Origin of the sequence: Pedobacter superstes (assembly GCF_037622515.1) — a bacterium.
In the GTDB taxonomy this organism is placed as follows: Bacteria; Bacteroidota; Bacteroidia; order Sphingobacteriales; family Sphingobacteriaceae; genus Paradesertivirga; species Paradesertivirga superstes.
This window is the reverse complement of sequence record NZ_JBBJCN010000003.1, coordinates 572,421-585,495: the sequence shown is the minus strand read 5'-3', so window position 1 is coordinate 585,495 and position 13,075 is coordinate 572,421. Positions and strand designations below refer to the sequence as shown.

Sequence of the window (13,075 nt, the reverse complement as noted above, 5' to 3'; positions counted from 1 at the left end):
ATGACAGATCTGCAATAGGTTAGTTTAAATATTTGTTTTTGTGATAAATAAAATACTTTTTTCATTGACAAATAGACAAAAGACACTATATTTGCAGTCCCAAAAGGGATGGTTTGGTAGTTCAGCTGGTTAGAATACATGCCTGTCACGCATGGGGTCGCGGGTTCGAGTCCCGTCCAGACCGCAAAAAAGCTCTTCAGAGATAATCTGAGGAGCTTTTTGCATTTAATGCGTTCACTTATGCGGCCTTTAAGGGATCAGCCTACAAATTGGCATCCTAACGAGCAAAAAATAACAATTTCCTACTAATCACTACTACGCCCCCTTAAGGCTTCGATATTAGCATTGAAAGATTCAATAGAGAGACGTGAGTACTTCCGATTGTTATGATTTTGCAGATGAACCAATCTTTAGCTGTATCTATGGATTCATTGTCCTGCATGTTTCCGGTCTATATTGTAACAGCTTTCGAGGTCAGCCGTTAGATCAGCGCCGTTTGATAAAAACTGTCGGCACAATCCCGGATTACAACAAAACGGAATAGGGATTCTTTACTTACCCGACCCTGGATTCTGAGGATAGTTTTTCTCTTTTCCACAACTTTTGATTTTGATCCATTTTAAAGCTAACAGATTTTTGGCCAAAATACAAAGCTCCTGAGGGGGCAGGAGCTTTAACTAACCAATTATAAACCTAAATTTAAACGAAAAGAAGCTGTAGGGGAAGGAATCGAACCTTCAAGGAGTGGTTGAACCCTTTAAGGCTTTCCCAGAATCTCCGCCACCGAGACAAGGAGGTGTGTCTGCCTGTTTCACCACCCTACAGTGTTTTAGCAATTAGTTTTTGATTGCTTGATACAAATTTAAAAGAAAATGCATATTTGTTGCAAATATTCCAACAAAATATTTTAATTTTTGTTAAGTTTTTATTTACTTAGATGCATAATTAATATCTTTTAAAATTTCAATGGAAAAAAGAAGCCCAAATTTAGAAATTGATAATCTGGATATGCAGATTCTGGCACTGCTTATGGAAGACGCAACTATTCCTTATACCGAGATTGCAAAGCGTTTGATAGTTTCTGGTGGTACTATTCATGTCAGAATGAAGAAGATGCAAGATTTGGGTATCATCAAAGGTTCCAACCTGTTAATTGATGCTCAGAAGATTGGTTATGACGTATGCGCTTTCCTCGGGATTTATCTCGAGAAAGGCTCTATTTATAAGGATGCTGTCGAAAAGCTAAAAAAAGTTAAGGAAATTGTTGAACTTCATTATTGTACCGGAGCTTACAGTATGTTTGCAAAAATTATTTGTCGTGATACGAATCATTTAAGAGAAGTATTAAACGACAGCATTCAAGCTGTAGATGGTATTCAGCGAACAGAAACATTTATTTCACTGGAAGAGAGCATCAAACGCCAGATCAGTCTGGAAACCTAAGATAATAACAAAGGTCAATCTTTACGATTGACCTTTGTTATTTTAAAACTGGAAACTGAATTTATTTCAATAGGATACCAATTTTCAGGCCTCCAGTAAAACCTATACCACTATTGCTTCCCGCTGTAATCACTCCGAAGTGATCACCAGCATAATCTTCATAATAATCAGTGCCTTCGTTTGAATAATGGATTCGTTTTAGATTATCCAGCGCATAACCCAACCCTCCATAAACGTCAAGCAATAGTTTGTCGCCTAAAACCCATTGTTTTCCAAGATTTATGATTAAGGCCGTGAATACAACAGTGCTCTTTTCAATCGTTGTACCTGTTCCATTTGATTGCGGCTTTTCAAAGTTTTGCCCGTAAACACCGAAAAGTAATTCAGGCTTTACATACGAACCCTGCATTACATGGCTGTAACGGTCTTTGCCAGAAATATAATCAGGCATTTTACTGAATTTATAACCACCTCCTATAAATGCTCCGGCCTGCTCCCGGTAAATAGTTTTTCCGGAAGTAGTGAAGTCTGCAGTATAATCAAACAATTGCTGTCTTTTTCCTAATCCTATAATACCTAAAGAAGCCTCATAGCTTCTTCCGGGCCGCAAATTTTTTTCGTAGTTAAATTGAGTATAACCCCGAAGCGGAGACAAAAAATTAATTTTTAAAGCGCGTTTATCCTGATCCGCATAAAGTTCAGGATCCTTCAGACCTGTTTGATAAACTTCTGTCCGGCCGCTTTGATAAACGACTTTGATTATCCTGTCTTTTTCAATTGTATAAACAGGCCCTTCTATATCCTTAAATATTTTGTATTTAATTTCTCCAGTTCCGACCTCTGAAATTTTTGCTTCTATTATTTCTCCGCCTTTTTTATAAATCTTGTCTTGAGACAATGCATCAAAAGAAATTATAAAGGTGCAGAAGAATATTAAACAGCTAAAATATTTCATATGATCGGATCAGGGCGTATTGTCAGAATACTATTTTTTTGCGTATAAGACATTCTTTACCGCGCTTACAACTCGTTCAGCGTTTGGTAAAGCCTCTTTAATTAACGTTGGAGCATAAGGGAGGGGAACATCAGCTGATACTACACGAATTACTGGTGCATCCAAATAGTCAAAGGCGTCTTTTTGTACTTTAAAGGTTATTTCAGTTGCAATAGAACCCAGGGGCCATGCTTCCTCAACAATGACTAACCTGTTAGTCTTTTTAACGGAATTTATGATAGTGTCATAATCAATAGGACGCACAGTACGCAAATCGATCACTTCTGCATTAATGCCTTCTTTGGTTAATTCTTCTATTGCAGGATTAACCACTCGTGAAAGCATTTTACCAAAAGTAACTATGGTAACATCAGTTCCTTCTTTTACAATATGTGCTTTTCCAAGCTCAATGTAATATTCTTCTTCTGGCACCGGGCCTTTATCGCCATACATTACCTCAGATTCCATGAAAATAACCGGATCCGGATCTATGATAGATTGTTTTAATAATCCTTTTGCTTCGTATGGAGTGGAAGGAACCACCACTTTTAAGCCGGGAGTATTAGCATACCAGTTTTCAAAATTTTGTGAATGTTGAGCACCTAATTGACCTGCATTACCTGTAGGGCCGCGAAAAACTATAGGGCAACCAAATTGACCGCCACTCATAGAAAGTACTTTAGCAGCACCGTTAATCACCTGGTCTATTGCTACCAGAGAAAAGTTGAAGGTCATGAACTCGATTATCGGTTTTAAACCATTCATGGCAGCCCCTGCACCAATACCAGCGAAACCGAGCTCGGCAATAGGAGTGTCAATTACACGTTTTGCACCAAATTCTTCAAGCATCCCCTGACTGACTTTGTAAGCGCCATTATATTCAGCAACTTCTTCACCCATCAAAAAGATTTTTTCATCTTTGCGCATTTCTTCGTTTAATGCCTCACGAAGGGCTTCTCTGAACTGTATTTCTCTCATTAGTGTATAAAAAATGAATTTGCTGGCAAATATAATCTTAAAGTTTGAAAATTAATCCTGCTTTAAGGAGCTTATTGGGATAAATTTAGAAGATTTTAGGTTTTTGTTCAATATTGAACCCATTTGAAGGCAATAAAGAATATTTGATATGGCAGACTTAGACGTCTGTCAAGGGGGTTTGCAGAGGATAGAAACTAACTAGTGTACTTGCGGTTTAGCTTATAACTAGATATAATAATAAAAAAACAATACAAACGAATAAATTACCAACAACCAAAGCTGAAATGGTAAGACTCTTTGAAAGAAAATTAGAAGATTGATTAATTGAACTGATGTTCTCTTTTATGTCCAAGTTTTTCATGTCACTCTTTACGGCTTCCCGATACTAAGGTTTCATTTTTTTGAGAAAAAAAGTAAATTTAATCCCATGATATGGTATAAGGGCTATAAGCCTTTAGAAATAACAATCTATTTAAACGGGAACTGTTTTTCAGTCGGATTATTTGTGACGTTTTTAGATACAAATTAAAAACTGTTTTTTTATTAGTTACCTTGCTTGCTTTAATAGGGCTTTAATTATGACATATTGTTTAGCGATAAAAGTTAAGGAGGGTTTGGTTGCAATTGCCGATACCCGGATAACTTCAGGAACTGATACTACAATCAAAAAGAAAATATTGATTGAGCAAAAAGATAACTATTCGCTTTTTATTATGACCAGTGGTTTGCGTTCTGTAAGAGATAAGGCGGTTTTATATTTTCGTGAACTGGTTGAAGAAGGGGTTGAGCATAACAAACTATATAAAGCTGTTAACGCGTTTGGAGAGCAAGTAAGAAGAGTAGCTGAGGAGGACCGTGCATACCTTGAAAAGTCTGGATTTAAGTTTAATTTAAATACAATAATTGGAGGGCAGCTCAAGGATGATGAGGAGCATAAGCTGTTTTTGTTATATCCGGAAGGCAATTGGGTAGAGTTAGATCAGGGGGCGCCATTTGTTATCATTGGTAACAGTGGAAATGGGAAACCTATTCTACAGAGAACCTTAGACAGTAATTCCAGTATGAAGCTGGCTTTGAAAACTGGTTTTTTGTCATTTGACTCTACACGGGCAAGTGCAAATGATGTAGACTTTCCAATCGATGTGGTTCTTTATAAAACGGATACTTATGGCATGATTGAGCATCGGTATGAAGAAAAAGATTTACAGCAGATCTCGAGTCAGTGGGCTGAAGAGCTAAAAAATGCTTTGGTGAACATACCTGAAGAATGGATGGATGCAGCGTTTAATAAATTACCGGTTAAAAATGTAGACTCAGTTAGGCCCTTATGAGATTTAAAGTAGCCAGTAAAATGGAGTATCATGTTTTTTCTGATTGTACTTTAATATTGAATATTCATGCGCTTCGTTCGCCTCATCAAACAGTACTTGAAGAGAAGTTCTCAACTGCTCCCTATAATAAAGCTGTAGAGCTTGTTTCCGGGCATGGAGAAAGCCGCTTTTTTCGTATAGAAATACCTCAACCTTGTGATCTGGTAATTAATTATAGTGCTGTTGTGAATACATCATACGAGTTCATTGATTATGAACTTTTAACAGATGTGCCAATATCTCAATTAGAACCATATATTTTACCTTACCTTAACCCAAGCAGATACTGCCAGTCGGATAAGCTGTACCGTCTCGCCAACAACAAATTTGGTGACATCAGTAATGCTTACGAAAAGGTACTTGCTCTAACTGAATGGATCCATAGAAATGTGGAATATCTAAGCGGCTCTACAAACTCTCAGACATCCGCTTACGATACAGTTACAGAGCAGGCTGGGGTTTGCAGGGATTTTGCACATCTTGGCATTGCACTCTGCAGAGCCTTAACTATCCCCGCACGTTACTTTACCGGTTACTCCTACCAACTTGATCCCCCAGATTTTCATGCATGTTTTGAAGCTTTCCTGGGAGGCAAATGGATTATATTCGACGCAACCAGGATTGCTCCTTTAAATGGATTAGTAAAAATTGCCACAGGTCGTGATGCGGCTGACACTGCAATTGCAAGTATTTTTGGCAATGTTAATTTCGGTGCCATTGATGTAAGTTCTTCCTGTTTGGATGAAGGCTTCGAGCCATACTTTTACAATTCTTCTGAATTAAAGGGATTAAACTATTTATAAAAAGTATAGTTCTTTTAAAGAGAGCATTTTGTTTTCCACCCGTATCTTCCTCATTGTCAATGTAAAATTTTAATTTTTTTTATTGTAACCTAAATATTGGCACGTTCGTATTTAGTCATTAGAATTACTTGTTTAAACTTTTTTGTATAGTCTTCTATACGAAAAGCGTGTAAAAGTTGTTAAAAGAATACAAAACGCTTGCGCGGGAAATTTAAATGGTTAGTTTTGTAATGCTCGGCATTGTATTTTAATGTAAGAGGGCGTTTATAAGTCTTGTTGTTTAACTGATAAACGATTTAAAATGGGTAAAAAATTTATAGTAGGAATTCTAGTTCTGTTGATGTCTGTGTCAACCCAGGCGCAAACCAAAAAAACGACTGCCGATCCGGACAATCTTGCTAAGGAATATTTCTCGCAAATTATGGGTGTTGCGGTTTCTGCTACATCTAACGTAAAGCTTTATCAATTTGTTTACGATTGGTTAGGAACTCCTTATCGCTTGGGCGGTACTTCCGAACGTGGGATTGACTGCTCCGGATTTGCTTATCAGTTATACGATAAAGTATTTAATACAGTAATTGGAAACAATTCGAGGAATATCTTCAGTATGGTAAATCCTGTTAATAAGGAAGAGCTGAAAGAAGGGGATCTGGTGTTTTTCAAAATTAATAGCAGTGCCATTTCTCATGTAGGGGTCTATCTTGGTGATAATAAGTTTGCACATGCTTCCAGCAGCAGGGGTGTAATGATAAGCAATTTAAACGAGCCGTACTGGAGACGTTATTATTATAAAGGAGGACGTTTACTGGAATCTTTAAGAGATAAATTATAATATTTAGTCTTGTCAAATAAAAATGAAACCGGTTCCCTTGAGCCGGTTTTTTTTATGTAATGATTTCTAGATCAACACATTAATGCAAACTGTATAGTCAAAAACAATAAAAGGGGCTATCCTCATAGCTCCTTTTATTGTGTAGGTTCTGTGAGACAAAATAATTCTGCTTTCCCTGGATTATTGCTTAATAGTATCAGTCCTGGTAGTATCACCTGTACGTGTGCCAGATGTATCGGTGGTTCCCATTGTATCGGTTCCATTTATAGCAGAAGAATCTGTTACTGTAGTCGTTTGTTTGCTGGAAGAGCAACTTGCTAAACCTATCCCTGAGGCTAGCAATAATACTAAAAATTTGTATGTCATGATTTCTGATTTTACGGTAAACTTAGAAGCATTTAACAATTGAGTTCTTGTAATGATTTAGAAATTTTAATATTCTGTAAAACCCTCATTATTGTATTCTATTAGAACTGCAATCATTGTGGCAGGATAATTGAACTCTTCTGGAAAAATATTATTAATATGAACACACTTGCAAAATTCGAATTGATGGAAAAAATATCCAGGGAACTGGTAGATCTTAAAAACAGCCAAACAGCAGTTTTGCAGAAGATTGGAAAGATAGAAGTGGATAATATGGAATTGAATAATAAAAAGTTAGAAGCAACTCTTCCTGATATTCATACCAGCGCTGCTGAAATAATTGATAATATTACTCAGATTCTTGAGAACTTCGCGGAAGTGAAAGATAATTTTGAGAAGAATAATAATATTGAAGGATTGAAAGAGCAGGAAGCTATTGATAGCGTTACTAAATCATAATTGGGTAACAGACAAACAGTTTAGAAGTCCACTTAAAGATTATTGGTGGTGAATTTTGATCAAAATAAAAACCCTTGTCAGAGATGACAAGGGTTTTTTATTGCTAATTTTTAAAGGTTGTTTTTAAGAACAACCTCCTTGCGTTCCGCAATTAAGACACTTATAACAGGTTCCTGAACGAACCATAATGTGTCCGCAATTACCACATGCCGGAGCGTCAGACTGCCCTCCACCTGAAATGTCAAAGACAGGTTTTAATACTTTATCTCCAGATACTTTATCCGATGTTACTTCAGAATAATTATTTTCCTGTGCATTTGTATCTGTATCCTCCATCTGGGGATTTCCTAAAACAGCATTTTGCTCGGTTAGTACATGAACAAGATCTGTGCGATTAAGATATTCATAGCCTAATAACCTGAAGATATAATCAATAATTGAAGTTGAGCTTTTGATATTATCGTGTCCTGAAACCATGCCAGATGGCTCGAAACGAGTGAAGGTGAACTTATCTACAAACTCTTCAAGCGGAACTCCATATTGTAAGCCTACAGAAATCGCGATAGCAAAACAGTTCATCAGCGAACGGAAAGTAGCACCTTCTTTGTGCATATCCACAAAGATCTCTCCTAATGTGCCGTCTTCATATTCTCCTGTACGAACAAATACCGTTTGACCGCCAACTGCTGCCTTCTGAGTGAAACCACCACGTTTGGAAGGTAAATTTTTACGCTCAACTACTGATGACAGCTGGCGTTTAAATTTGGTATCAGTTGATTTTTCTAATATTGCTCTGGCTGCTTCGAGAACCTGATCAGCTGTAAGATCACTTAACTTAACGTTAGCTGCTTCACCAAGAACTTCTTCAACAGTATCCAGCTTGTCTTCTTTTGAATCTGAAGATTTTGTTGAAAGAGGCTGAGATAATTTGCAACCATCACGATAAAGTGCGTTTGCTTTCAGTCCTAATTTCCAGGATAATGCGTAACAATCTTTAATTTCTTCAACCGTTGCTTCGTTTGGAAGATTAATAGTTTTTGATATGGCTCCTGATAAGAATGGTTGAGCAGCAGCCATCATTTTAATGTGCCCGGTTGCATGGATATAACGCTGACCTTTGGATCCGCATTTGTTCGCACAATCAAAGATTGCATAATGCTCTTCTTTTAAATAAGGAGCTCCTTCAATAGTCATTGTTCCGCAAATAAACTCATTTGCTTCAGCAATTTGCTGACGGTTGAAGCCCATTGCACGTAACATGTTAAAATCAGGAGAATTGTACTGCTCGGGTTTAAAACCTAAACGTTTTAAACAATCTTCACCTAATGACCATTGATTAAATACAAATCCAATTTCAAAGGCTGCAAGAAGTGATTTATCAATTTTTTCCAGTTCATCCTGAGTGAATCCCTTGGCTGCTAGACTATCAAAATTAATGTGAGGTGCACCTTTTAAGGTTGCAGCTCCTTTAGCATAATTTACAATTGTTTCAATTTCATGCTCTTTATATCCCTGATTGCGCAATGCTGCCGGTACTCCCTGGTTAATGATTTTGAAATAACCACCGCCGGAAAGTTTTTTGAATTTCACTAATGCAAAATCAGGCTCAATACCGGTAGTATCACAGTCCATCACCAGACCAATGGTTCCGGTTGGAGCAATTACAGTAGTTTGAGCATTACGATAACCGTATTTTTCTCCTAATTCAACTGCTTTATCCCAAGAGTTACACGCAGCAGAAAGTAAATAATCAGGACAATATTTTTGGTCAATTCCGGGAGGCGCAATCTCCAGCCCTTCATAAGCATCTGTTGCATTATAAGCTGCATATCGATGATTGCGCATTACGCGAAGCATATGTTGTTTATTGTCTTCGTAACGTTTGAAAGTGCCAAGTTCTTTGGCCATTTCCGCCGAAGTAGCATAAGCAGTACCAGTCATGATGGCTGAGATTGATCCTCCTATCGCCCGGGCTTTCTCACTATCGTAAGGAATACCTGCAACCATTAACATTGAGCCAAGGTTAGCAAATCCTAAACCTAGTGTACGGTAATCGTATGATAATTGAGCCACTTCTTTTGATGGGAACTGAGCCATCAAAACAGAGATCTCTAAAACTACAGTCCATACACGGCAAGCATGTTCAAAGCCTTTAACATCAAATATTAATGTATCAGGATTAAAGAAATGCGCAAGGTTGATAGAGGCGAGGTTACAAGCTGTGTTATCTAAAAACATATACTCTGAACATGGATTTGATGCATTAATGCGTCCACCTTCAGGGCAGGTATGCCATTCGTTGATTGTAGTATCGAATTGAACGCCGGGATCGGCACAAGCCCATGCGGCAAATGCGATATCCTGCCATAATTTTTCTGAAGAAATTGATTTTACAACTTTTCCGTTAGTGCGGCCAATCAGATCCCAGTTCTTTCCGCTTTCAAGCGCTTTAAAGAAAGTGTTAGGAATACGGACCGAGTTATTAGAGTTTTGTCCGGCCACGGTACGATAAGCTTCGCCTTCATAATCCGAAGAGTATCCTGCGGCGATTAAAGCTGCAACTTTACGCTCTTCTTCTACTTTCCAGTTAACAAATCCTTCAATTTCAGGGTGCTCCAGGTCTAAACAAACCATTTTAGCTGCGCGACGGGTGGTGCCACCAGATTTAATTGCTCCCGCGGCACGGTCACCAATTTTCAGGAAAGACATTAGTCCTGAAGAATAACCTCCGCCAGATAATTTTTCATTTTCTCCGCGAATAGCAGAGAAGTTTGTACCTACACCTGAGCCATATTTAAAGATACGTGCTTCACGAACCCAAAGATCCATGATACCGCCTTCGTTTACCAGATCATCATTAACTGATAAAATAAAGCAAGCATGAGGCTGAGGGCGCTCATAAGCTGAAGTAGACTTACTCAATACTTCTGTGTCCGGATCAACAAAATAATGTCCCTGAGGCTTTCCTGTGATGCCGTAAGAGCTATGCAAGCCAGTGTTGAACCATTGTGGAGAATTTGGTGCCGCAAGCTGACCAACAATGGTATATACCAATTCATCATAAAAAATACCGGCATCTTTTTCAGATGCGAAGTATCCATAGCGTTCTCCCCAACTTTTCCAGCAATGAGCCATACGATGGGCAACTTGTTTAACGCTTTTTTCAGAGCCTGTACTTCCGTCGGGCTGAGGAACACCTGCTTTACGGAAATATTTTTGAGCAAGAATATCAGTAGCAACCTGGCTCCATGATCCGGGTACTTCAACATCGTTCATTTCGAACACTGCATCTCCTGCAGGATTTCGTATAACTGACGAACGTTTCTCATATTGAAATAAATCATAAACATTCACGCCTTCCTTGCTGAAGTAGCGCTGAAACTGTAAGCCTTTGCCAGTTCCCTTTTTGGTTGCATTGTTTTTACCCATCTCTGTAAATTATGTTGTTGGTATTGAACTATTTCCTCGATAAAAAACTATAAAGAGTTTTTTATCAAATTTATCTTTATCTAATACTCAACTGAATTTGACTTTTCCACAGTATGTTGGCGGACCTGTGCCTGTTATATTTTATTGCAGGTAAATCCATGATTTGTAGGTATTTAATATGTGGAAAACTTAAATTTTTAACGCTTTTTTTGACAATAAGTTTCCTGTCTGAGAAAAGATTAATGTACGATGACTTTTTAAATTAAAGCGCTTTATCAGTGTCTGAAAATAGGTTTTGTGTTGTTTTTCAAAAAAAAAAATCCTGATAAGATTACTTACCAGGATTTTGAATAAACAGATTTTATCTTAGTCTATTACCGTTACTTTGATCATATTCGTTTTGCCTTTTTTCTCAATAGGCATTGCGGCAGTATTAATAACAACCTGGCCGGTTGTAACCATTCTTTCATCTTTCAGAATCCGGTTTACATCACTTATCGATTTGTCTGTAGTTTCAAACTTGTCATAATAAAAACCCGTTACTCCCCAAAGCAGACTCAATGTATTTAACAGTGTTCTGTTACTTGTAAAAATAAAAGTTTCTGCTTTCGGTCTGTGGCTTGATATTTCAAAGGCAGTATAACCTGAAGAAGTCATAGATACTAAACCAACCGCATTGGTTTTTTCGGCAAGATAAACAGCTGATCCGCAAACAGCATCAGCAATATATGTAGGCGAACTAGGGTTCAGTTTTTTAGGTGTTTGGTACGGATAAGCAACATCCTCAATATTCTTGATGATTTTACTCATGGTTTCAATTACAATAACCGGAAATTCTCCAACCGAAGTCTCACCACTAAGCATTACAGCATCAGCGCCGTCAAGAACAGAGTTCGCAACGTCATTTACTTCCGCTCTTGTAGGGCGGGGAGTAGTGATCATACTCTCAAGCATCTGAGTGGCAACAATTACAGGTTTTGATGCTTCACGGCATTTGCGAGCAATCATTTTTTGTAAAACAGGAACCTGTTCCATAGGCATTTCTACTCCCAGATCTCCACGAGCAACCATAACACCGTCGGTTACAGAAATAATCGCATCGATATTGTCGATCGCCTCAGGCTTCTCAACTTTGGCAATAACACGTGCTGTTTTTCCGCTACGGGTGATGATTCTTTTTAACTCTATAATATCGTCAGCAGTACGAACAAAAGATAATCCTATCCATTCGACATCATTTTCCAAAGCAAATTCAAGGTTACTTAAATCTTCCTCAGTTAAACTAGGGATAGAAATTTTTGTATTTGGAAGATTCACACCTTTACGGGAGGTTAGAATTCCTCCATGAACAATCTCGCAGGTAACGGTATCTTTATTATTGGTATCAATAACCCGCATCTGGATTTTACCATCATCTAACAGAATAATTTCACCAGCTCTTACATCTCTTGGGAAGCTTTGATATGTGATGTAAATCTGTTTGTCATTTCCCAGAAGTTCGTTAGTGGTAATTTCGATTTTACTTCCATTGATCAGGTGAATACCACCATCCTGCACCATTCCTATACGGATTTTAGGGCCTTGTAAATCAGCCAGAATTCCGATATGAGTTTTATATTGTTTATTTATTTCGCGTATTGTGTCAATTGTCGCCTGGTGATCCGCCTGATTTCCATGAGAAAAATTTAATCGGCAAACATCTACTCCGGCTTTGATCATACTAAGCAAAACTTCTTTGTTAGATGATGCCGGGCCAAGCGTGGCAACAATTTTGGTCCTTTTATGTACCTGTTTCATCGTTAATGGGTTATTTTTTAGGTGGTGTATTTTATACACTAATTAATTTTGCGCTAAAATATCAGATTTTCTTTAGATTTCAACCTTCTTGGATCAACTTCTATTGCGGCAAGTACTTCTGGTAACCTGTTTATACCGTCGATTAGTTGCTCTGCTTCATCCTGACTAATATAATTGCGGATAATAATAAAGTAATCAACAGTCTTCATTTCCGGAATTAAATAGCCATAATCGCCTTTATTTGCCAATAAATAGAAATCCGTCTCGGTTTCGGGAGTCTGATAAAGATATCTGGAAAAAAATAAGCCCCCAGAATTGTTTTCGATTATAAGTTCATCTATCTTGTGGAAATTTATATTGAGTTGCTTGTTCAGTTTAAAACAAAGCATATAATCTTTCAACTGCGAAGTGATTGCGATTAAAACAAAATCAAGGTCTAGTTCGTATTTTAGAGTAAGTCGATTCAATTTTAAATCTTAAAAAAAAACGAAATTACTAAGTTTCTTTGAATTAAGGACTATCAGGCCAGTTTTTAAGCAAAAACAAAAAGGTTTGATATTAATTAGAATTTATTTTTCTTTGCACAGAATTATTTAACCATTAA

The 13,075-nt window shown here is 37.5% G+C and carries 11 protein-coding genes and 2 tRNA genes; 6 read left to right on the top strand and 7 right to left on the bottom strand.

Annotated elements, in window-relative coordinates; translation table 11 throughout:
- The first annotated feature begins 110 nt into the window (after nucleotides 1-110).
- Nucleotides 111-184 (top strand) — tRNA-Asp (locus WG906_RS11360).
- A 530-nt stretch (nucleotides 185-714) separates the two neighbouring features.
- On the opposite strand, the gene WG906_RS11355 is transcribed toward WG906_RS11360, so the two are convergent.
- Nucleotides 715-824 (bottom strand) — tRNA-Asp (locus WG906_RS11355).
- Between the two features lie 142 nt (nucleotides 825-966).
- Between WG906_RS11355 and WG906_RS11350 the strand changes: the two genes are divergently transcribed.
- Nucleotides 967-1,443: an Lrp/AsnC ligand binding domain-containing protein gene (locus WG906_RS11350; RefSeq protein WP_339992734.1), complete on the top strand. Its 477-nt coding sequence runs from the start codon at nucleotides 967-969 to the stop codon at nucleotides 1,441-1,443.
- A gap of 61 nt (nucleotides 1,444-1,504) precedes the next feature.
- Here the strand turns inward: WG906_RS11350 and WG906_RS11345 are convergent, their stop codons facing one another.
- Nucleotides 1,505-2,341, bottom strand: a complete 837-nt coding sequence (locus WG906_RS11345; protein WP_339992733.1) for a hypothetical protein — start codon at nucleotides 2,339-2,341, stop codon at nucleotides 1,505-1,507.
- A gap of 87 nt (nucleotides 2,342-2,428) precedes the next feature.
- The gene (locus WG906_RS11340) at nucleotides 2,429-3,415 is read right to left on the bottom strand and encodes a pyruvate dehydrogenase complex E1 component subunit beta (protein ID WP_339992732.1); all 987 of its coding nucleotides are present in this window, start codon (nucleotides 3,413-3,415) and stop codon (nucleotides 2,429-2,431) included.
- Nucleotides 3,416-3,993: 578 nt separating this feature from the next.
- Between WG906_RS11340 and WG906_RS11335 the strand changes: the two genes are divergently transcribed.
- From WG906_RS11335 to WG906_RS11325, 3 genes are all read left to right on the top strand, one after another.
- Complete coding sequence (locus tag WG906_RS11335) at nucleotides 3,994-4,746, top strand: proteasome-type protease (RefSeq protein ID WP_339992730.1); 753 nt, start codon at nucleotides 3,994-3,996, stop codon at nucleotides 4,744-4,746.
- A complete protein-coding gene (locus WG906_RS11330; protein ID WP_339992729.1) occupies nucleotides 4,743-5,588 on the top strand; it encodes a transglutaminase-like domain-containing protein in 846 nt (281 codons plus the stop codon). The genes WG906_RS11335 and WG906_RS11330 overlap by 4 nt, the downstream gene beginning before the upstream one ends.
- 301 nt (nucleotides 5,589-5,889) lie before the next feature.
- Entirely contained in the window at nucleotides 5,890-6,420 is a 531-nt protein-coding gene (locus WG906_RS11325; protein WP_339992728.1) for a C40 family peptidase, read from the top strand.
- Nucleotides 6,421-6,600: 180 nt separating this feature from the next.
- On the opposite strand, the gene WG906_RS11320 is transcribed toward WG906_RS11325, so the two are convergent.
- On the bottom strand, nucleotides 6,601-6,786 hold the full coding sequence (locus WG906_RS11320; protein WP_339992727.1) for a hypothetical protein: 186 nt from the start codon (nucleotides 6,784-6,786) through the stop codon (nucleotides 6,601-6,603).
- A 159-nt stretch (nucleotides 6,787-6,945) separates the two neighbouring features.
- Here WG906_RS11320 and WG906_RS11315 point away from each other — a divergent pair, with 159 nt between their 5' ends.
- Nucleotides 6,946-7,245 (top strand): hypothetical protein, encoded by a 300-nt coding sequence (locus WG906_RS11315; protein ID WP_339992726.1) that lies wholly within the window; start codon nucleotides 6,946-6,948, stop codon nucleotides 7,243-7,245.
- A 123-nt stretch (nucleotides 7,246-7,368) separates the two neighbouring features.
- On the opposite strand, the gene WG906_RS11310 is transcribed toward WG906_RS11315, so the two are convergent.
- The 3 genes from WG906_RS11310 to WG906_RS11300 form a co-directional block, all read right to left on the bottom strand.
- Complete coding sequence (locus tag WG906_RS11310; RefSeq protein WP_339992725.1) at nucleotides 7,369-10,674, bottom strand: vitamin B12-dependent ribonucleotide reductase; 3,306 nt, start codon at nucleotides 10,672-10,674, stop codon at nucleotides 7,369-7,371.
- 366 nt (nucleotides 10,675-11,040) lie between these two features.
- Nucleotides 11,041-12,471 carry a pyruvate kinase gene (pyk, locus tag WG906_RS11305; RefSeq protein WP_339992724.1) on the bottom strand — a complete coding sequence of 477 codons (1,431 nt, stop codon included), beginning with the start codon at nucleotides 12,469-12,471 and terminating at the stop codon, nucleotides 11,041-11,043.
- A 53-nt stretch (nucleotides 12,472-12,524) separates the two neighbouring features.
- Entirely contained in the window at nucleotides 12,525-12,938 is a 414-nt protein-coding gene (locus WG906_RS11300; protein WP_339992722.1) for an IPExxxVDY family protein, read from the bottom strand.
- Between the last annotated feature and the right edge of the window lie 137 nt (nucleotides 12,939-13,075).